The sequence below is a fragment of the Pseudomonas sp. B5(2017) genome, from assembly GCF_002112825.1.
Taxonomy (GTDB): Bacteria; Pseudomonadota; Gammaproteobacteria; order Pseudomonadales; family Pseudomonadaceae; genus Aquipseudomonas; species Aquipseudomonas putida_Z.
In genome coordinates this window covers 1-20,728 of sequence record NZ_NEIR01000004.1, presented here as the reverse complement: position 1 = coordinate 20,728, position 20,728 = coordinate 1, and the positions used below count along the sequence as shown (strand labels likewise).

The 20,728-nt window shown below is 63.2% G+C and carries 18 protein-coding genes and 1 pseudogene; 7 read left to right on the top strand and 12 right to left on the bottom strand.

The genetic code is table 11. The annotated features are described in order from the left end of the window. Positions 1-9: 9 nt before the first annotated feature. From CAG00_RS07030 to CAG00_RS07015, 4 genes are all read right to left on the bottom strand, one after another. A complete protein-coding gene (locus CAG00_RS07030; RefSeq protein WP_025340184.1) occupies positions 10-435 on the bottom strand; it encodes a nuclear transport factor 2 family protein in 426 nt (141 codons plus the stop codon). A 156-nt stretch (positions 436-591) separates the two neighbouring features. Then, positions 592-924 (bottom strand): type II toxin-antitoxin system HicB family antitoxin, encoded by a 333-nt coding sequence (locus tag CAG00_RS07025; protein ID WP_015271315.1) that lies wholly within the window; start codon positions 922-924, stop codon positions 592-594. Further along, positions 921-1,175 carry a type II toxin-antitoxin system HicA family toxin gene (locus tag CAG00_RS07020; RefSeq protein ID WP_075045999.1) on the bottom strand — a complete coding sequence of 85 codons (255 nt, stop codon included), beginning with the start codon at positions 1,173-1,175 and terminating at the stop codon, positions 921-923. The genes CAG00_RS07025 and CAG00_RS07020 overlap by 4 nt, the downstream gene beginning before the upstream one ends. Positions 1,176-1,316: 141 nt before the next feature. Next, entirely contained in the window at positions 1,317-1,574 is a 258-nt protein-coding gene (locus tag CAG00_RS07015; RefSeq protein ID WP_004375752.1) for a DUF2790 domain-containing protein, read from the bottom strand. 354 nt (positions 1,575-1,928) lie between these two features. Here CAG00_RS07015 and CAG00_RS07010 point away from each other — a divergent pair, with 354 nt between their 5' ends. Beyond that, positions 1,929-2,297 (top strand): GNAT family N-acetyltransferase, encoded by a 369-nt coding sequence (locus CAG00_RS07010; RefSeq protein WP_084785241.1) that lies wholly within the window; start codon positions 1,929-1,931, stop codon positions 2,295-2,297. Here CAG00_RS07010 and def read toward each other — a convergent pair. From def to CAG00_RS06995, 3 genes are all read right to left on the bottom strand, one after another. After that, on the bottom strand, positions 2,252-2,788 hold the full coding sequence (gene def / locus CAG00_RS07005; protein ID WP_013973724.1) for a peptide deformylase: 537 nt from the start codon (positions 2,786-2,788) through the stop codon (positions 2,252-2,254). The two genes, CAG00_RS07010 and def, sit on opposite strands and share 46 nt — an antisense overlap. Next, entirely contained in the window at positions 2,785-3,744 is a 960-nt protein-coding gene (locus CAG00_RS07000; protein ID WP_025340186.1) for a YihY/virulence factor BrkB family protein, read from the bottom strand. The genes def and CAG00_RS07000 overlap by 4 nt, the downstream gene beginning before the upstream one ends. A gap of 218 nt (positions 3,745-3,962) precedes the next feature. Beyond that, on the bottom strand, positions 3,963-4,142 hold the full coding sequence (locus tag CAG00_RS06995; protein ID WP_015271319.1) for a CsbD family protein: 180 nt from the start codon (positions 4,140-4,142) through the stop codon (positions 3,963-3,965). A 186-nt stretch (positions 4,143-4,328) separates the two neighbouring features. Between CAG00_RS06995 and CAG00_RS06990 the strand changes: the two genes are divergently transcribed. Beyond that, positions 4,329-4,709, top strand: coding sequence for a hypothetical protein (locus CAG00_RS06990; RefSeq protein WP_085663929.1), 381 nt, complete (start codon positions 4,329-4,331; stop codon positions 4,707-4,709). On the opposite strand, the gene CAG00_RS06985 is transcribed toward CAG00_RS06990, so the two are convergent. Continuing rightward, a complete protein-coding gene (locus CAG00_RS06985; protein ID WP_013973728.1) occupies positions 4,710-5,546 on the bottom strand; it encodes a S1 RNA-binding domain-containing protein in 837 nt (278 codons plus the stop codon). A 130-nt stretch (positions 5,547-5,676) separates the two neighbouring features. Between CAG00_RS06985 and CAG00_RS06980 the strand changes: the two genes are divergently transcribed. Continuing rightward, on the top strand, positions 5,677-6,537 hold the full coding sequence (locus tag CAG00_RS06980; protein WP_085663928.1) for a DUF6279 family lipoprotein: 861 nt from the start codon (positions 5,677-5,679) through the stop codon (positions 6,535-6,537). A 129-nt stretch (positions 6,538-6,666) separates the two neighbouring features. Here the strand turns inward: CAG00_RS06980 and aceK are convergent, their stop codons facing one another. Next, a complete protein-coding gene (aceK, locus tag CAG00_RS06975) occupies positions 6,667-8,382 on the bottom strand; it encodes a bifunctional isocitrate dehydrogenase kinase/phosphatase (RefSeq protein ID WP_085663927.1) in 1,716 nt (571 codons plus the stop codon). A 248-nt stretch (positions 8,383-8,630) separates the two neighbouring features. Between aceK and CAG00_RS06965 the strand changes: the two genes are divergently transcribed. Beyond that, on the top strand, positions 8,631-9,506 hold the full coding sequence (locus CAG00_RS06965) for a DMT family transporter (protein WP_085663925.1): 876 nt from the start codon (positions 8,631-8,633) through the stop codon (positions 9,504-9,506). A 13-nt stretch (positions 9,507-9,519) separates the two neighbouring features. After that, the gene (locus tag CAG00_RS06960; protein WP_085663924.1) at positions 9,520-9,978 is read left to right on the top strand and encodes a DUF4265 domain-containing protein; all 459 of its coding nucleotides are present in this window, start codon (positions 9,520-9,522) and stop codon (positions 9,976-9,978) included. A 3-nt stretch (positions 9,979-9,981) separates the two neighbouring features. Here the strand turns inward: CAG00_RS06960 and CAG00_RS06955 are convergent, their stop codons facing one another. Then, positions 9,982-10,863 carry a DMT family transporter gene (locus CAG00_RS06955; protein WP_085663923.1) on the bottom strand — a complete coding sequence of 294 codons (882 nt, stop codon included), beginning with the start codon at positions 10,861-10,863 and terminating at the stop codon, positions 9,982-9,984. A 669-nt stretch (positions 10,864-11,532) separates the two neighbouring features. Here CAG00_RS06955 and CAG00_RS06945 point away from each other — a divergent pair. Together CAG00_RS06945 and CAG00_RS06940 are read left to right on the top strand one after the other, a co-directional pair. Beyond that, positions 11,533-12,393: a formylglycine-generating enzyme family protein gene (locus tag CAG00_RS06945; protein WP_025340192.1), complete on the top strand. Its 861-nt coding sequence runs from the start codon at positions 11,533-11,535 to the stop codon at positions 12,391-12,393. A gap of 126 nt (positions 12,394-12,519) precedes the next feature. Beyond that, complete coding sequence (locus CAG00_RS06940) at positions 12,520-15,000, top strand: TonB-dependent siderophore receptor (RefSeq protein WP_085663921.1); 2,481 nt, start codon at positions 12,520-12,522, stop codon at positions 14,998-15,000. A 156-nt stretch (positions 15,001-15,156) separates the two neighbouring features. On the opposite strand, the gene CAG00_RS06935 is transcribed toward CAG00_RS06940, so the two are convergent. Both CAG00_RS06935 and CAG00_RS29260 read right to left on the bottom strand, forming a co-directional pair. Continuing rightward, positions 15,157-20,487, bottom strand: coding sequence for an amino acid adenylation domain-containing protein (locus CAG00_RS06935; protein ID WP_371915764.1), 5,331 nt, complete (start codon positions 20,485-20,487; stop codon positions 15,157-15,159). 60 nt (positions 20,488-20,547) lie between these two features. Then, positions 20,548-20,728 (bottom strand): annotated as a pseudogene (locus CAG00_RS29260) (phosphopantetheine-binding protein); the annotation flags it as partial.

Below are 20,728 nucleotides of genomic sequence, written 5' to 3'. Positions count from 1 at the left end.
GATAACGGCTCAGGGCTTGAGATCGAACAGGGCTTTCTGGGTTTCCATGTCGAATGGCGCCGACCAGTGTTCGTGGATTACCTGCCACTGGCCACCTTGACGACGATAGCCCACGGTGGCGCGCATGAAGCCGCACTGGCTTTCGTTGTCCGCGGGGCCACAGCGGTTAAGCCAGTGGGCCAAGGCCAGGTCGCCAGCGGCATGCACGGTAAGTTCGGCGAATTCGAAAACCATCGGGCCGGGGCACATGCCCATGCACATTTCCCAATGCGCCTGGTAGGTTGCCTTGCCTTTGAATTGCAGGGCCTGAATGGCATCGAAGGCGACAATATCGTCGGCATAGGGAGCGACGATGTTGGGAATGTCGCGGTCGCGCACGGCCTGCATCCAGCGCTCGATCAATTGGCGGATCTCGGTTTCGGCTGCGGTGCTCATCGGGGGTTCCTCCGACAGGTCATGGGTGATTGGGCACGGGTGCAACGTGCTCTCACCTATTGGTCGAACGGGAACTGGAGGAATCGACAGGCAACGGAAACTATTCTGCATGAGTAATTGCAGAATACCCGCGAGAAACAAAGAAAGCAGGCCTGTTCAGGCCATTGCGGCTTGTTCGAAGACCTCGTCGGCCCACTGGTTGAGGCTCTTGCCGGCAGCACGGGCAGCAACACTCGCGGCAGCATGAACTTCGGGCCGAATACGCAGCATTACTTTGCCCGAGGCAGGCTTTTCCGGCGCAATGCCCTGCTCTGCACAATCGGCCAGGTAGTCTTCCAGCGCATCGCGAAACGCCTCATGCAGCTCGGGCACCGAGCTTGCGTGAAAACTGATGATGTCACGCATACCAAGCACACGGCCGACGAAGATATCGTCACGCGCGTCGTACTCGATACGGGCGGCGTAGCCTTTGTAGCGCATGCAACTCATATCCTGACTCCTGCCCGCAAGAGGAATTCACGGGCTTCTTCAATCTGATACCGCTTGGCTTCCTTGCCTGGATGAGGCCGATGACATCTCCAGCATTGGCCACCCAGCACCAGCTTGACCCTGGAGCCTTGCCGCTCCAGCACCTCACCGCCCAGATGGAGTACCAATGCCTCGATCTCGGAGAAAGCCAACGACGCCGTGGTCGGCGTTCGGAAAATTGCGTCGAGGACTTTGCGGTATCGAGTGTTCATCAAAAAATGCTATCAAATTAAGATAGCACTTTTTCCTCGATATTCATTCAGGATTTTTCTGTTGCCCGAACTGCAAGTCGGTTGATGGCCCCCTCACCAGCAAGCCGGCGAAAGGGCCATCAACACCAGGCAAGAGCCTGATCAACCCTGCTGGCACCCCTCACCCATGGCCCGGTACTGGATGGTGTGCACCTGGCCCTGGTGGTCTTCGTAGGTCATGGTCGCAGGTACCACTTCGCAGACGTTGGGGATGGTCGACAGGTTGATCACCCGCTTGATGTCCAGGTTCATGGAGTAGTCGTACTGCTGGGCGACGGGCTCGCTGGAGACGGGTCTGGCCTCATCGGCGAGGGCGAACGAGGACATACCGACCAATGCAAGAATCAGTAATGGTTTCATGTGAGTTTGCCTTTTGAGCATTCAAGCTGATCGATTGACTTCTATTGCCATGCCCGGCGCGGAGAAGTTGCCATCTGCGGTGAAGATGGCACGAAGTACCGATCCCGCTTCGTACTGCCAGTGGGGATGGCTAAAAGTCTACTCCCGGCCTGGAATAGTTGAACCCCGAACTCGGACATTCACCCTTGCCAGATATGCAACAATCTGCGACAAGTTCACCGCAAAACATCAGGCCAGAGCCTCTGGCCACCTTTCAGGGCAGGGCGCGCAATTTCTGAAAATTTGTACTGTTCGATACTTTCGGCCCCGGAACGCCGGCTGCTGGACCACTTTTACCGCCAGCACGGCTCACGCATGCGTGCTGCGGGCGATGCTGAGCTGTGGGTGGCGCGGGGCCCCGGCATCATCGCGGGCTTGAGCCTGAGCCCGGTGGGCGATGGCTTCTGGCTGACCGGGTTGTTCGTCGACCCGCAGCGGCGCAGCCAAGGGGTGGCCGGGCGGTTGGTCGAGGCGGCGCTGGCGCAGGCTGGCGGGCCCACCTGGCTGTTCTGCCACCCGGACCTTGCGCCCTTCTACCAGCGCCTGGGCTTCGACATGGCCCAGCAGCTGCCGGAAGCCCTGGCTGGCCGCCTGCAGCGCTACCAGCGCAGCAAGCGGCTGGTGGCACTGCAACGAGGTCAGTCGTCGCTGGCGTCGAGCCCGGGGAACAGCACCTCGGTGTAACCGAACCGGGAAAAGTCCTGGATGCGTGACGGGTACAGCCGACCAATCAGGTGGTCACATTCATGCTGCACCACCCGCGCATGGAAGCCGTCGGCAAAGCGGTTGATCGGGTTGCCCTGGGGGTCGATGCCTTCATAGCAGATGTGCTTGAAACGCGGCACCACGCCGCGCAGGCCGGGTACCGACAGGCAGCCTTCCCAACCGTCCTCGATCTCGCTGGACGTCGGCGTGATGACCGGGTTGAGCAGGATGGTCTGCGGCACCGGTTCGGCATCCGGGTAACGCTCGCTGCGCTCGAAGCCGAAGATCACCAGCTGCAGGTCGATACCGATCTGTGGCGCGGCCAGGCCCACGCCGCCCACATGGCGCATGGTTTCGAACATGTCATCGATCAGTTGCTGCAGTTCGGCACTGCCGAGCATGTGCTCGGGCACTGGCGGGGCGATGCGCAGCAGGCGTTCGTCGCCCATCTTGAGAATGTCACGGATCATCGGGGGTTCGGCTCGGAAGATTGCTGCTCGCTCGGTACAGGGTGCTCATGGCCCAGCACGGTAATGGTTTCGCGGGCCTTGTGCTCATCGGCGTCCTTCTCGCCAGGGTTCTTGCCCTCGCTCGACATGTGCTCGATCACTGCGTTCATCTCCGCGCCCAGCAGCAAAACGGCGGCGGAGATATAGAAATACAGCAATAGCACGATGATTGCACCGATACTGCCGTACATGGCGTTGTAGTCGGCAAAGGTCTTCACATAGTAGGCAAAGCCCAGCGAGGCCAAGATCCACACCACCACCGCCAGCACCGAGCCCGGGGTGATGAAGCGGAACTGCTGCTTCACATCGGGCATCACGTAGTAGATCAGCGCCACCGCCACCATCATCAGGATGATGATCGCCGGCCAGCGCAGGATGGTCCACACCGTGACGATCACCTCCTGCATGCCGACCTGGGCGGCAATCCACTCCATCACCTGCGGCCCCAGCACCATCAGCGCCGCAGCCACCAGCAACATGCCGGCAATGCCCACGGTGTAGATGATCGACAACGGAATGCGCTTCCACACCGGGCGGCCCTCGGGCACATCGTAGGCGGCGTTCATCGCGCTCATCATCAGGCGCACACCGGCCGATGCGGTCCACAAGGCAATCACGATACCCACCGACAACAGCCCGCCCTTGGACTGCTGCAACTGGTCGATCACCGGGTTCACCTGCTCCAGCGCCTGGGGTGGCAGCACCAGTTCCGATTGCAGGCGCAGCCAGGAGAAGAAGTCCGGCAGGTGCAGGAAGCCGATCAGGGCGATCAGGAACAGCAGGAACGGGAACAACGAGAACAGCATCTGGTAGGCCAGTGCGGAAGCGTAGGTCGACATCTCGTCGTCGAGGAATTCCTTGACGGTGCGTACCAGCACGCGGTGCAGGGGCAGGCCGCGCAGGTCGGGGAAAATCATAGCGTCTCCTTTCGCCGCTTGATTCGTGTGTACCACGGTAAGTCTAATAGACCATGCCGCTGCTGTGCTGATCCCGGCCATGCTGCAAGAATTTGCTTACGCCAGTAGCGGCCTCTTCGCGGGCACGCCCGCTCCCACAGGTACTGCACAGTGCTTAAAATCTGTTCGGTACCTGTGGGAGCGGGCGTGCCCGCGAGAAGGCCGGGACAGGCCTCACATCAAGGCTTTTTCACCGCGTCCTTCACGTTGCCCTTGATCTGTTGCCCCTCGCCCTTGAGCTCCTGCGCTTCCCCCTCGGCCCGCAGCCGCTCGTTGTCGGTCACTTTGCCGACACCCTGCTTGACGTTGCCGATCGCTTCGTTGGCCAGGCCTTTCGCTTTGTCTTTGGTACCGCTCATGGCAAAACTCCTGCAATTGGGGGCACGTGGACCGTGCCGACAGTCGGTGGACCCGACGCCTTCGCCAAGCGTTCCAAGAGTTTTTTCGCCCTCGAGCCGAACGGCAAGGCGGTTGGCAAACCTTGCCCCGCTACCCGCCACCCCTCACAATGCAGGCCTTCATAGCGTCAACCCGCAGGAACCTGCATGAAACTCGACAAACCCGCCGCCATCGCCCGGCGTAACGAAGTACTGGCCCGCCCGGTGCTGACCAGCAGCAACACCCTGTTCGCCATCCTCGATCGCAAGCGCAACCTGTGGTGGTTCGAGGTGCCGGTGGCGCTGCTGCGCAAGGGCCAGCCCGACTGGGTCAACCTACTGCTGCACACCCCGGAAAGCGACGAGCTGCAGCACCTGAAGGTGCCGACCAACTTCCTGCGCGCTCACCAGGAACAGATGGAAGTGCGCAACCCCGGCAAGCGCCGCTCGACCATCAGCCTGGCCCTCAGCGCCGACCGCGACTCGCTGCTGCGCGACACCCGCCCGGGTGGCGAGCAGCTGGACTTCCGTACCTTCGTGCAGGCCTGATCAGGCCTTCTCGATGCGATCGTCATGGATGACGATGCGGCCCTGCTTGAACAAACCGCCAATGGCCTTCTTGAAGTTGCCCTTGCTGACGTTGAACAGCTTGCTGATCAGCGCCGGGTCGCTCTTGTCGCACACCCCCAGCACCCCGCCTTCGGCCTCCAGGCGCGCCATGATCTGCTCCTGCAGGCTGTCGGCCAGGGCAGCACCCACCGGTTGCAGGCTCAAGGCGATCTTGCCGTCCGCGCGCACTTCCTTGATGAAGCCCTTCTCGTGCATGCCCGAGCGCAGGAACTTGAACACCTCGTTCTTGTGGATCAGGCCCCAGTGGCGGTTGTTGATGATCGCCTTGAAGCCCATCGGCGTCTCGCCGGCCACCAGCAGCTCGACCGGCTGGCCTACCTGGTAGTCCGCCGGGGTGCGGTCCAGGTAACGGTCCAAGCGTGAGGTGGCGGTGATGCGGCGGGTGCGCTTGTCGAGATACACGTGCACCACGCAGTAGTCGCCGATCTTCAGCGGCCGCGCCTCTTCCGAGTACGGCATCAGCAGGTCCTTGGACAGGCCCCAGTCGAGGAAGATGCCGGCACCGTTGATGTCCTTGACCTTGAGGCTGGCGAACTCGCCAACCTGCACCTTGGGCTTCTCGGTGGTGGCGATCAGCTGGTCTTCGCTGTCCAGGTAGATGAACACGTTCAGCCAGTCATCCACTTCGGTTTCGGCGTTTTTCGGGATGTAGCGCCCGGGCAGCAGGATCTCGCCGTCGGCGCCGCCGTCCAGGTACAGGCCGAAGTCCACGTGTTTCACGATTTGCAAACTGTTGTAACGCCCAAGCAGAGCCATTTCCGATGTTCCTCAAGACAAGGCGGCTATTCTACACCTGAAGCCAGCGCGCCGCCCGACCGCTGATGCAGTGGAACCGTCAGCGTCCCTCTTGCGTCTACCGTCTGGCCAGCACCGCAAGGAACAGCCCATGCCGCTACGCCTGTCCAAAGCCCTGCTCGTCGCCATCGGCTGCGCCCTGGCCCTGGCCGCCTGCAGCCGTATCGACCTGGCCTACCGCAACCTCGACCGCCTGGTGCCGTGGTCGCTGGGCGACTACCTGGCCATGAACAGCGAGCAGAAGGCCATGCTTGACGACCGCCTGCGGGAGCACCTGGCCTGGCATTGCAAGACCCAGCTGCCTGGTTACCTCGACTGGCTGGACCGGGTACGCGGCATGGTCGCCGACGACCAGGTGACCGACCAGGCCCTGCAGCAGCGTACCCGCGAAGCCCGCGAGGCGATTGGCCGGGTAGCCGAGGAAATCACCCCTTCGGCCACCGAGTTGCTGCGCGGCATGAGCGATAGCCAGGTGGCGGAGATGCGCGAGGCGTTCCGCGAGGACATCAGCGAACGGCAGAAGAAGTATGTGGATACGCCGCTGGACAAGCAGATCGCCCGCCGTACCGAACGCATGGAGAAACGCCTGACGCCGTGGTTTGGCGAGCTGACCGCGGTACAGAAGCAGCGCGTGCAGGCCTGGTCCCAGGCGCTGGGCGACCAGAACCGCGAATGGATCGCCAACCGCGCGCACTGGCAGCAGCAATTGCTGCTGGCGATGAACCAGCGCAACGACGCCAGCTTCGAGCCACGCCTGGCGACGTTGTTGCAGCGCAAGGAGAGTTTGTGGACGCCGGAGTACCGGGCGGCGTATCAGAATACCGAGCAGCAGGCGCGCAGCTTGCTGGTGGACCTGGTGCACCAGAGTACCCCGCAGCAGCGGCGGTACCTGCAGGAGCGGTTGGGCAAGGTGCGTACCGATTTCAGTGAATTGAAGTGTTTGAAGGGGTAATTGGGAAAAGCAGGCCCGGCCTCTTCGCGGGTAAACCCGCTCCCACAGAGACCTCACTGGTTTCGAATCCTGTGCCGTACGTGTGGGAGCGGGTTTACCCGCGAAGGGGCCAGGCCTGCCAAAGCACAGTCACCGCCCCTTGCGCCGATACGGAAACACATCGATCACCTTCCCTTCACGAATCGCCGCCTGCAGCCCCTTCCAGTAATCCGCGTCGTACAACTCCCCATGCAGCCGGCTGAACAAGCGCCGCTGGCCGATATCGGCAAACAGGAACGGCGGAAACTCCTCGGGGAACACGTCATGCGGCCCGATCGAGTACCACGGCTCGCCCGACATCTCGTCCTCCGGGTAACGCGGCGGCGGGATATGGCGGAAGTTCACCTCGGTCAGAAAGCTGATCTCGTCATAGTCATAGAACACCACCCGGCCATGGCGGGTAACGCCAAAGTTCTTCAGCAGCATGTCGCCAGGGAAGATATTCGCCGCCGCCAGCTGCTTGATGGCCAGGCCGTAATCCTCCAGGGCCTCCAGCACCTGGCCCTCGCTGGCGTGTTCCAGGTACAGGTTCAGCGGCGTCATGCGCCGCTCGGTCCAGCAGTGGCGGATCAGCACCGTGTCACCCTCCAGCGCCACGGTCGATGGCGCCACCTCCAGCAGTTCGGCCAGGCATTCCGGCTCGAACTTGCTACGCGGGAAGCGAAAATCGGCGAACTCCTGGGTATCGGCCATGCGCCCGACGCGGTCGACGCTTTTCACCAGCCGGTACTTGTCGATCACCGTGGCACGGTCGACCGTCTTCGACGGTGAAAAGCGGTCCTTGATGATCTTGAACACGGTGTTGAAGCCCGGCAGGGTGAACACGCTCATGACCATGCCGCGTACCCCGGGCGCCATGACGAAGCGGTCGTCGCTGCTGGCCAGGTGGTTGATCAGCGCCCGATAGAACTCCGACTTGCCGTGCTTGTAGAAACCGATGGAGGTGTACAGCTCGGCCACGTGCTTGCCAGGCAAAATGCGCTTGAGGAAGTTGACGAACTCCGCCGGCACCGGCACATCGACCATGAAGTACGAGCGGGTGAAGGAAAAGATGATCGACACCTCGGCCTCGTCGGTGATCAGCGCATCGGCCTCGATACCGTGCCCTTCGCAGTGCAGCAGCGGTATTACCAGCGGCCACTGCTCGTCGCTGTTGAACAGCCGGCCGACCAGGTAGGCGCCCTTGTTGCGGTACAGCACCGGCACAAACAGCTCCAACGCCAGTTTCGGATCCTTGCATACCCAGTCCGGCAGGCACTCGCGCAGCTGATCCTCCAGGCGCACCAAGTCGCCTTCCAGGTTGCTGTACGGCACTTCGAACGGGTAATCGCTGAACACTGCCCGCAGCAGGCTCTTGAGCCCAGCATCAGGCCGATAGGTACGGGTTTGCGCGGCGCGCTCACGGCTGCGCATGGACGGTCGGGTGGTGTGGATGAACATGCAGCCGTCGCTGATCAGGTCGTGGCTGAACAGGCTGCAGAACAGCGAGTTGTACCAGGTCTCGGACAGCTCGTCGTCCAGCCTTGGGTCGATCAGGTGGATATAGGCGTTCTTTACCAACGGCCATTGTTCCACATCCAGCAGCACGTCCTCGGCAAAACCATTACGCAGCCAGCCGTTGACCTCGGCGACCTTCTCTTCATAGAGATTGATGCGGGCGGCAGAGGCACGCTGGATATCCTGCCAGCGCGCCTGCTCGAAGCGCTTGCGGGCACCGAGGGTTATGCGCTGGAAGTGGTCGCGGTAGTCGTCGAAGCCGGCGAGGATCATTCGGGCGATTTCGACAGCGGGCCAGGGCTGGGGCATGCGAGGACCTCGGTGCAAGAGTGAGATACAGAGCTTAGTCTGCCTGTCCGGAATACGGCGCCTGTGCCGGCCTCTTCGCGGGTAAACCCGCTCCCACAGGATTACCACAGGGCCGAGCATTGCACAGAACCTGTGGGAGCGGGTTTACCCGCGAAGAGGCCGGCACAGGTTTACACCGCAAGAAAGCACAAGAATCCCCAGCCCCCCTGGCGTACACTCGCGCCCCTGCCCTGCCTCCGGAGACCGTTGTGAGCCCCATCGCCCTAGCCCGCCTGCTGACCCTTGCCGCCGTCTGGGGGGCGAGCTTCCTGTTCATGCGCATCATCGCCCCCGAGCTGGGCACGGTGCCGACGGCGTTCTTCCGTGTGTCCATCGCCTGCCTGGGCCTGGTTGCACTGCTCGCCGCCGCCCGCGTGCGCTGGGACTTCCAGGGCAAGCTCGGCGCCTGCCTGGTGCTGGGCATGATCAACTCCGGTATCCCCGCCACGTTCTACTCCGTGGCCGCCCAGGTGCTGCCCGCCGGCTACTCGGCAATCTTCAACGCCACCACGCCGCTGATGGGTGTGCTGATCGGCGTGCTGTTCTTCCGCGAACCGATGACCCTGGCCAAGCTCTGCGGCATCTTCCTGGGCCTGTTCGGCGTCGGCATCCTCAGCGGCGCCGGCCCGGTGGCCCTGGACCTGGCCCTGCTGCAAGGCGCCCTCGCCTGCCTGGCGGCCACCACCTGCTACGGCTTTGCCGGCTTCCTTGCCCGCCGCTGGGTCAGCGGCCTGGACAGCCGCCTGTCGGCACTGGGCAGCATGCTCGGCGCCACCCTGATGCTGAGCCCGCTGTTCGCCTGGAGCGCGCTGAGCCAGCCACCTGCCAGCTGGGGCGGCTGGCAGGTGTGGCTGTCGCTGCTGGGCCTGGGCCTGCTGTGCACAGCGTTCGCCTACATCCTGTACTTCCGCCTGCTGGAGGAGATCGGCCCGGTCATGGCCAGCACCGTGACCTTCCTGATCCCGGTATTCGGCGTATTGTGGGGGGCGTGGCTGCTGGACGAACCGTTGTCGATGGCGCACCTGTACGGCGGCCTGCTGATTGGCCTGGCATTGTGGCTGGTGCTGCGCCCGGCACGCAGCTGAAGCGGGGTACAGGATGAACGACGCGTACAAGAAGGTCCTGTTCCGCCTGGAGCAGGACGAAAACGGCTACCCGCCCGCCTCGGTCGAGGGCCTGTGGGCCAAGGCCGTGGAAGGCGGCTATGCCGTCGACAACATTCCCTTCCATGTCTACGGCATCGCCCCGGGCGACGTGATCGACACCCGTGAGGAAGCCGGCGAAACCTGGTTCGCCGAACTGCGCCACAGCAGCGGCAGCTCGGTGTTCCGGGTTATCGTCAAGCCCCCGGAAACCCTGGGCCAGGTACGCGCGGCCTTGCTCGATTTCGGCTGCAACTGCGAAACTGAGCAGGCGGTGAAGATGCTGGCGGTCGAGGTCCCGCCGCAGCGCTCGCTCGACACCTTGCTCTACTACCTGCTCACCCAGCGCGAAGCCGGCCTGCTGGACTTCGAGGAAGGCGTACTGCGCCACGCCATCCCCGAAGAATTCCGCTAGGGCCTACGCCTCGGCCAGGCGCGCGGCGGGCTTGCGGAACACGAACAGCAAGCCCACCACGATCAGCCCCATGCCCAGCAGGCTGAGCGGCGCCAGGCGGTTGCCGAAGATCAGCAGGTCCATCACCGCGGTCACTGCCGGCACCAGGTAGAACAGGCTGGTGACATTGACCAGGTTACCCTTGGCGATCAGCCGATACAGCAGCAGGGTCGCCAGTAGCGAGACCACCAGCCCCATCCACAGCAGCGCGCCGACGAAACCACCAGTCCACTCCACATGCAGCGGCTGCAGCGGCGCGAACAATGCGCACATGGCAAAGCCGGCCAGGTACTGCAGCGGCAGCGTGCCCATTGGGTTGTCGGTGATGCGCTTCTGCAGGATCGAGCCGAAGGTCATGCTGGCCAGCGCCAGCAAGGCGAACAGCATTCCCGCCAACGACACCCCGCCCAGGTTGATGCCCTGGTAGACCACCATGATCAACCCGCCAAGCCCCAACCCCAGGCCGAACAAGCGGCTCCAGGAGCGCTGGCGCTCCATCAGCACCACGGTCAGGATCGGTTGTACCCCCATCACCGTGGCCATGACGCCGGGGGTGACATGGGTATCGAGCGCCAGCAGGTAGAAGATCTGGTAGGCGCCGAGCAGCACACAGCCAGTGCCCAGGGCCCGCAGGATGGCCCCGCGACTGCGCGGCCAGCGCAGCCCCAGCAATGGGCCGATCAGCAGCAGGCCGGCCAGGGCCAGCGCCGAGCGCAACAGCAGGAAGGCAAACGGGCTGGCATGCGCCAGGCCGAGCTTGGAGACGATCGCCCCGCTGCTCCACAGCAGGACGAACAGGCTGGTAGTGGCCGCCGAGGCCACGGATGCTTTGCTAAAGACAGACATGTATTGCCACCTGATATAAGGCGAATAAGCCAGACGGACGGCGTGCGCTTCAGCGTGGGAAATCGCCGACCGTGTTCAGTAGGTTGCGTGTGCGAAGGGATGCGGCCAGAAGCCGATCAGCCCAGCACGACCACGCAAGGAGGCGGAGCTACGCCGCCTACGACGCCACTGACAGGTGGTGTTGGATAGTGACTGATCATCGCCGGCTGCTGGCAGCCACGCACGACCATGCTCGCGACTGGCGCGATGGCAAAGCTTGTGGTGGATGGGCTGGCTGGCATGAACAGGTCTTCGGGAAGAGAACAATGGGCTGGACTATAGCCCGGTGTTTCCTGGCAGGCAACTACCCCGCCGGCCACAATCCCGTGTAGGAGCGGCCTTGTGTCGCGAGGGGGCGCGAAGCGGCCCAAGCTCTTTGCATCCAGGCCGATATTGCCGGGGCCGCTTTGCGGCCCATCGCCGGCAAGCCGGGCTCCCACAAGTACGGCGCAGAACTCAAGATTTTCGCGGTCCCTGTGGGAGCCTGGCTTGCCGGCGATGGGCTGCGCAGCAGCCCCAGTGACGTTAACTGGCTGGTAAGGGGTCGCGTGTGTATTGGTTAATTTCTCACCACCCCGATTCGTCTGAATGCGAAACGCAGCCCGCATTCACCCGTTTCGAGGACCACCGATGAACGTATCCGCCTGGCTCTACCGGCCAGCCCAGATCACCTGCCTGCTGCTGGTCAGCGCCTACGCCCACGCCGCCAAGCCCGGCGACGTGTTCAAAGACTGCAAGGACTGCCCCGAGATGGTCGTGCTGCCCGCCGGCAGCTACGTGATGGGGGCCCCCGACGATGAAGTCGGCCGCCAGCCCGACGAGGGCCCGCTGCACACCGTGACCTTCGCCAAGCCCTTCGCCATGAGCCGCTACCAGGTCACCGCCGGCGAACTGGACGCCTACATCAAGGCCACCGGCACCGTCATCAAGAGCGGCGACGACCGCCCCGGCCGCTGGTGCGAAGCCAGCAAGCCCAGCTACAAGCAAGGCCCCCGCCAGCCGGCGGTGTGCGTCGACTACGACGAAGTGCAGGCCTACACCCGATGGCTGGCGAAAACCACCGGCAAGCCATACCGCATGGTCAGCGAAGCCGAACGCGAATATGCCGCCCGTGGCGGCTCCAGCGGCCCGTTCCCCTTCCCCTTCGACGAACCGGGCAAGTACGAGATCAGCAAGCACGCCAACACCTATGGCCCCAAGGACGGGCATACCTTCACCGCCCCGGTGGGCAGCTACCCGCCCAATGCCTTCGGCATGTACGACATGCACGGCAACGTCTACGAATGGGTCGCCGACTGCTACCACGACAGCTACGAAGGCGCCCCCACCGACGGCAGCGCCTGGATCCAGGACCCCAAGTGCATCCGCGCGCACATGCGCGGCAACGACTGGGGCGAGCCGCCGATCTTCTCCCGCTCGGCCAACCGCAACGACCGCCTCAAGACCACCCGCGGTGACTTCCTCGGCTTTCGCGTAGCACGCGAACTGTGAAGTTGTGACGCGGTTAACGCAGCACCGGCCAAAAAAATCGCCAATAAGAATCGTTCCGGTTTTTAACAGGTGCTGCGTCCTATAGCTGACATAGAAAAAAACCCTCTGCCAACGAGACCGCAATAGATGTCCAAGTCCCTCCCCGGCCCGCTCAACCCGCTTGCCAAAGCATTACTGATCCGTCATTCCCTTCGTCCCCAGCGCGCGTTCACACGCATCGGCCTGGGCCTGGCGATATCCGCTGCGATGGTTGCCCAGGTGCAGGCACAGGAGTGGACCCTGGATATTCCCGCGCAGTCGATGAACTCGGCGTTGCAGGCACTGGCCAAGCAGACCGATACCCAGTTGCTGTACAGCCCGGAGGACATCAGTGGGCTGCGCTCCACGGCCCTCAAGGGCCGGCATGACCTGCAGTCTTCGTTGCGGACATTGCTGCAAGGCACCGGGCTGCGTTACCAGATCGATGGCAACACCGTGACGGTGACGGCCAGTTCGGGCGCACAGGCCGGCCAGGTCGAGCTTTCGGCGACCAACGTCAATAGCGTGGGCCTTGGTGCCACTACCGAAGGCACGGGCTCCTACACCACCGGTGTGACCAACACCGCCACCAAGATGAACCTGTCGATCCGTGAAACGCCCCAGTCGATCAGCGTAGTCACCCGCCAGCGCATGGACGACCAGCAGCTCAACAGCGTGACCCAGGTGCTCAACCAGACACCCGGCATCACCATGTCCCAGGACGGTGGCCTGCGCTACAACATCTATTCCCGCGGCAGTGCCATCAACACCTACCAGCTTGACGGCGTGACCACCACCCAGGAAAACCAGACCCGCAACATGCCCAGCACGTTGCTGGACATGACCCTTTACGACCGCGTCGAAATCGTCCGCGGCGCGACCGGCCTGATGACCGGTGCGGGTGAACCCGGCGGTGTGGTCAACCTCATTCGCAAACGCCCGACCCGCGAATTCCAGTCGCATATCCAGGGCACTGTCGGCTCCTGGGACTCCTACCGCAGCGAAGTCGATGTTTCCGGCCCCTTGACCGAGGGTGGCAACCTGCGCGGGCGCATGGTGGCGGCCAAGCAGAAAAGCGGCAGCTTTCGCGACTGGTACAAGGAAGACAAGGACATCCTCTACGGCGTTCTCGAAGCGGACCTGAACGACGACACCCTGGTACGTTTCGGCGTCGACTACCAGAAGTTCAAAGCCACCGGTTCACCGGGTGTACCGTTGTTGTTCACCAACGGCAAGCAGACCAACTTCTCCCGCTCGACCAGTTCCGGCGCCCGCTGGATGTACGACGAGCTGGAAACCACCAACTATTTCATGGCCGCCGAGCATTCCTTCGCCAATGACTGGCAAATCAAGCTGGCCGCGAACTACATGGATTCCAATCGCGATAACTACAACGGCTCATACCAGACCACGACGAACCGAGCATGGATTGATGAAGCAACCGGCGCCGCGAGAATGCTGCGCTACAATGCCGAAGCCGATCAGACTCAACGCGGCGTGGACCTGACCCTGCAGGGGCCGTTTTCCCTGTTCGGGCGCACTCACGAGTTCATCACCGGCTTCAACTATCAGGATTACAAGAACGATCACACCGGTTATGACGTTGGCAGCACAACCGTCAACTTCTATGACTGGGACAACTACCTGCCTCGGCCAACCGAGACTGGCGCACTTGGGGAAATTCTCAACATCAAGAGCAGCCAGCGCGGCACCTACGCGGCATTCAAGTTCAACCTGATGGATGACCTGAACGTAATCGTGGGCGCGCGCACCTCCGACTATGACTACGACTATTACTACTGGCCTACCTCATTCGGATCGCCGGACGTCAAGATGCACGAGCGGGGTGAGGTAACACCGTACGCGGGCATCACCTATGACCTGACCCCTGAGCAATCGGTGTACGCCAGCTATACCGATATCTTCAAGCCACAATCAAGCCGCGATAGCAACGGTTCGGTCATCGGCCCGGTCGTAGGCGCCAACTATGAAGTGGGCTGGAAAGGGGCATTCTACGACGGTCGTCTGAATGCCAGCACGGCACTGTTCCTGGTCAAGCGCGACAATTTGGCAGTAGTGGACAACGGTGTGCTGGTGAACGGCACGGTAAAACAGGATGGCTCGGGAGGCGAGCAAGCCTACAAGGCTGCAAAGGGTACCGAGACCAAAGGTATCGACCTGGAGCTTTCGGGCGAAGTACTGCCTGGTTGGCAAGTCATGACCAGCTACAGCCATGCCCGCACGGAAGACGCCGAGGGCGAGCGCCAGCTGACGCAGTACTCCATGGACACTTTCCGCTTCTGGAACACCTATCGCTTCCAGGGTGACTGGAACAGGCTGACCGTGGGTGGCGGGGTGTCCTGGAACTCCAGCATGTCGCTCTACTACACCAACCTCAAAGCCCGAGCCACCCAGGATGACTACACCGTTGCCAGCCTGATGGCGCGCTATCAGGTCACCGACCATCTGGCCGCCACTCTGAACCTGAACAACATCTTCGACGAGAAGTACTACTCGGGTATCGGCGGCAGTGTTGGCCATTACGGTGACCCGCGTAACGCCACCATGAGCCTGCGCTACGACTTCTAGGCCGACAGCCACCTGTACCGTTGTAATCGAAGCGGCGTCATCCACACAGGATGACGCCGCTTTTTTCGTCTCGGTGGCGACACTGCCGACATGAAAAAACCTGTGGGGCCCACGTTGAACGCGGGCCCCACAGGTCATTCAGCCGGCCTTGCCGGGTCAACCCATGACCGGCTCCGCCACCAGCCTTGCCGCAAGCCCCTCGATCACGTCCGGATGCTTGAGGATGTCATAGTGACCCGCTGCAACCGCGTGGTTCTCACCGCTTCCGTGAACCGCGAAGCGTTGGCCATGGTCACCTGCCCACCAGCACAAGGCAGCGGCGCGGGTTGCCGGCAATGCCGGCAACCGTTCCGACAACGCCTTGAGCCGCATCGCCACGGCAAAGGTGTGGGCCAGTTCGGCGCTTTCGACACTGGCGAAGGCCGACGCTACCTGCAGCCCCGAGCGTGCCTCTTCGATCAGCCGCTCAAGCAGCGGCACACCACTGCCCGCCGCGATGGCAGGCAGCACCAGCTGCTCCTTGGCCAGCCCCAGCAGCACACTCAGGAAGCTGCCAAGGTCGGCACTCCAGTCCGCCGCCGGCGTTGCCGGCGCACCGGTTGGGATAAAACTGTCGACCAGGCCAAGCAACGATACTTGCTGGCCCTGGGCTTCCAGCTCCTGGGCCACCAGCACCGCCAGCGTGCCACCCAGCGACCAGCCGGCAAGCTGGTATGGCCCTTCGGGCTGCTTCTGGCGAATGTACTGGGCATAGTCGATCGCCATGGCCTGCAACGAATCATCCTGCCAGTTGCGATCGAGCAACATGCGGCATTGCACGCCGTAGACGCTGCAATGCCCTTCCAGCCGGCGCGCCAGCGGCTCGTAGTCGAACACCGTGCCAAAGCCTGCATGCAGGCAGAACAGCGGCCTGGCCCCGGCTACCCGGCTGTTGAGCAGCAGCAGCGGATCAAGGGCAACGTCGGCATCGGTATAGCCGGAAAGCTCGCCAATGGTGGGCCTGGCCATGACATCGCGCAGTTTCAGCTCGATCGACAGGTCGGGCCGTGCTCGTACCTTCGACAGCATCTTCAGCACGCGCAGCGAATCGCCCCCCAATTCGAAGAAGTTGTCATCGACACCAACTTCATCCACCTCCAGCACTTCCTGCCAGATGGCCGCCAGCGCCTTTTCCGTGTCATCGCGCGGAGCCACCCGCACCGGGCGCCCGGCCAACTCCGGGGCCGGCAGCGCATTGCGATCGATCTTGCCATTGGGCGTGAGTGGAAACGCCGGCAGCAATACCCACTGGGTCGGCACCATGTAGTCCGGCAGGTCGGCACGCAAGGCGTCACGCAATGGCGTAGCGGAAGTCACCCCATTGCCGGTGACCAGATACGCCACCAATTGCTTGCCGGTAGCGCCCTCCCGGGCCACCACCACAGCATCCCGCACATCCGCCAGATTACGCAGCCGTGCTTCGACTTCCCCAGGTTCGATGCGGAAACCGCGAACCTTCAACTGGTTGTCCAGGCGGCCGATGAAATCGATCACGCCATCCGCCCGACGACGCACCCGGTCACCGGTGCGGTACAGCCGCCCGCCCTGGGCAAACGGGTCGGCGACAAAGCGCTCGGCGGTCAGGGACGGACGCTGGTGATACCCGCGCGCCACACCCTCGCCACCAATGTAGAGTTCCCCGGCCACGCCATCGGGCACCGGGTTCAGGCTTTGGTCCAGCACATGCAGCGTGCGCTGGCCAACCCGCTCACCGATCGGCGCATACACCGCCTGGCATGACTGCTGTGCCGATACTTTCCACAACAGGGGGGTCACGACCGTTTCGGTAGGCCCGTAGCCATTGGTCAGGAACTGCGGGCGCAAGGTCCGCTTGACCAGTTCGAACAGTGCATCGGGCACCGCGTCACCGCCAAAGCAATAGATGCGCACCGGCGGTGCGGCCTCCTGCCGGGTTTGCGCGAACTCGGCCAGTTGCTGCAGATACGCCGGCGGGAAGCAGGCAATGTCGATGCGCTCGGCATGCAGTACCTGCCAGGTTTGCTCGGCAGTCCACAGCTGGCTACCGCGCACCACCAGGCAGCCGCCCGACGACAGGGTCGACAGCCAACGCTCCTGGGCACCGTCGAAAGCGAACGACATGAACAACAGCTCGCGAGTGCTTTCATCCATCTGGTAAAGGCGGGCGATTGCCTGGCAGTGCATGCCGATCTGCCCGTGGCTGACCGCCACGCCCTTGGGCTTGCCGGTAGAGCCAGAGGTATAGATCAGGTACGCCAGGTTGGTGTCGTGCACCATCACCTGAGGGGCATCGGACGGCAAGCTGGCGATAGCCAGAAGGTCCAGCTCCACGCAGTGCTCCACCCCGGCAAAACGCTGGCGCAAGCCGCTGCTGGTCACCAGCAGGTGCATGGCCGAATCCTCGACAATCCACTGCAAGCGATCCTGCGGGTAGTCGATATCCAGCGGCACATAGGCGGCGCCGGTTTTCATCACCGCCAGAAATGCCACGATCACCTCCACCGAGCGTTCCAGGGCGATGCCGACCGTAACCTCCGGGCGCGCACCCAAGGCAATCAGGTGGTGTGCCAGGCGGTTGGCACGCTCATCCAGCTGGGCGTAGCTCAACTGTCGCTCGCCACAGGCCACCGCAATTGCCTCTGGCCGCACCTGGGCATGCCGGGCAATCAGCTCGGCCAGCCTTGGCATGGCCTGCTCGCATGGCTGCAAGCCATTGCGAGCCTGGGCCTGCTGCGCTTGCGCCGGGGTCAGCATGTCCAGGCTGCCCACGGTGGCGTGAGGGTTGTCGAGCATGCCCTCGAGCAGCCGTTCGAAACTGCCACGAATGCTGTCGGTGGCTTGCTCCGTGAAGCGGTTGCGCAAGTAGAGGAACTCGACCGAGAGCGTCTCGCCCAGATGCACCGCCAGGTCCATGGCGTAGTTGGTCACGTCGCGGTTGCTCACCTCACCGAACTGCAGCGAGCCACCACCACCTTCCTGCAGGCGTTCGTCCACCGGGTAGTTCTCGAACACCACGATGCTGTCGAACAACGCTTGCCCGGCCTGCCCTGCCCAGCGCTGCACATCGGCCAAGGCTGCATGTTCGTGGTCGCGCAGTTCCAGGTTGCAGGCCTGCAGTTGCTGCAGCCAGTCGACAATCCGCTGCTGCGGTTGGGGCGTCTGCACCACCGGCAAGGTGTTGATGAACAACCCCAGCATTTCGTCGGCACCGCGCAAGCCGGCTGGCCGGCCCGCCACGGTGGCGCCGAAGCACACCGTGGCTTGCCCGGTATAGCGCTGTAGCAGCAGCAGCCAGGTCGCTTGGATCAAGGTGTTTGGGGTGATGCGCAAGCGCTGGGCCTGCTCGCGCAGTTGCCGGGTACGCGAGGCATCCCAACGCAGGTACAGCGCGGCGTGCCCCTGCAGGTCTGCCGCCGGGCGAGCCGCCAGGCTGTCCGCCAGCCAGGTGGGGCTTTCCAGCTCTTGCAGCTTGCCTCGCCAGAACTGCTCCAGCGCCGCCTTGGGTTGCCCGGCAAGCCAGCGGATGTAATCGCCAAACCGCCCTGCCGGCGCTCGCGCAGGGTGGCCATGGTAAGTCTGCAACACCTCGCCAAGCAGCCGCGAGGTACTCCAGCCGTCCATCAGTATGTGATGACGGGTCCATAGCAGATGCAAACGTTCGTCGTCCAGCCGCACCAGGGTCAGGCGCATCAACGGTGCGACACTCAGGTCCAGGCCTTGTGCGGCATCGGCCTCGGCCAGCGCCTGCAGCATCTGCGCACTTACCGAGCGGTCGCGCCAGTCATGCACGACCACCGGCAATTCGACCTTGCGGTAGACAAGCTGCAAAGGTTCGGCCAAGTGGGGCGCCGACCAGAAGGCACTGCGCAGGATATCGTGGCAGTCGATCACCTGCTGCCAGGCTGCCACGAACCGTTCGATTTCCAGGCCTTTGACTTCCACCGAAGTCTGGTTGATGTAAAGCGCGCCTTCAGGCCCCTGCAGCGAATGGAACAGCATGCCCTGCTGCATCGGCGACAGCGGGTAGATATCGGCCACCTGCCGTGCAACTGCCGGCAGCTCATCCAGCTGCTGTTGGCGCAGCGCGGCCAGTGGGAAGTCCGAAGGCGTTACACCACGGTTGCCAGGCTCGCAGCAATGAGCGATCAGCGCGCCAAGCTCTGCGGCATAGTCATCTGCCAACTTTTGCATGACCGCGGTGTCGTAGCGCTGCGCACTGAAGGTCCAGCCAAGTTTCAGCTCGCCGCCGTATACCTGGCCGTTCAGGGCGATCTGGCTATCGAGCGGCGCATCGGCTGGTTTGGCCGCACCGCCGTATTCCCGCGCGGGTGCGAACAAGCCCGACTGCTCGTCGAAGCTACCGTCGAACTGCCCGAGGTAGTTGAACACGATCTCGCCCTGAGGCAACGCAGCCAGGGCCTCACGCGCACCAGCCGGCCCCATGTACTTCAGCGCGCCATAGCCCAGGCCTTTGTTCGGCACGGCCCGCAGTTGCTCCTTGACCGCCTTGATCGATTCGGCGATCCCGCCCAGCGGGCTCAGCTTCACTGGGTACATGCTGGTGAACCAGCCCACCGTGCGGCTCAGGTCAATGTCATCGAACAGGTCTTCCCGGCCATGGCCTTCCAGCCTGACCAGCACCTCCGGCCGCTCGGTCCAGCGGGCGATCACCCGAGCCAGGGCCGTCAGCAGCAAGTCATTGATCTGCGTGCGATAGGCCACAGGCGCATCGTGCAACAACTGTCGGGTGGCTTCGCGGCCCAGCCGCGTACTGACCGACGCAGCGTGCTGCTGCTGGTTGCCGCCCTGCGCATTGGCGCACGGCAGGTGGTCGCTGGTGCCCTGCAACTGCGCTTGCCAGTAGGCAAGTTCCGCTTGCAGCGCCTCGCTCTGGGCATAGGCCTGCAGGTGCTGCGCCCAGGTCTTGTAGGCGCTGGTCTTGGCTGGCAATTGCACCGGCTGTCGGTTGCCCAGGGCCTGGTAGGCCTGTTGCAGGTCCTCCAGCAACAGGCGCCACGACACACCATCTACCGCCAGGTGATGAATGACCAGCAGCAGACGCTGGCTGCCATCGGGCAGGCTGGCCAGCAGCGCACGGACCAGCAAGCCTTGCTGCAGGTTCAGGCTGCGTTGGGCCTGGTCAGCGAGTGTGGACAACGCCTCCTCGTCGGCGCACGCATGCTCCCAGAGTATCCGGGCCTGGTGCTGTGGCTTGTACTCGGCTTGCCAGGCCCCCGCCTGCTGCTCGAAGCCCAGGCGCAGTGCATCATGATGGGCGACCAGTGCCAGCAACGCATCGTGCAGGCGGTCCGCTTGCAGGGATTCGCTGGGTGTCAGCAGAATCGACTGGTTCCAATGCCCACGCTCACCAATGTCGGCCTCGAAGAACCATTGCTGAATCGGGGTCAGCGGTGTGCTGCCCGTGATCGGCCCTTGCTCGCCAATACCTTCGACAACACGCCGCGCCACCGTGGCCAGGCCTTGTACGGTCTGATGCTGGAACAGTTGCTTGGGGGTGAACTGCACGCCGGCCTGGCGGGCCTTGCCCACGACCTGAAGGGAAACGATGGAGTCGCCACCCAGTTCGAAGAAGTTGTCGTCCAGGCCTACTCGCTCCAGCTTCAGCACATCGGCCCAGATCGCCGCGATCTGTTGTTCCAGTTCACTCTGCGGGGCCACGTATGCCGCTTGCAGCAGGCTGGCGTCCGGT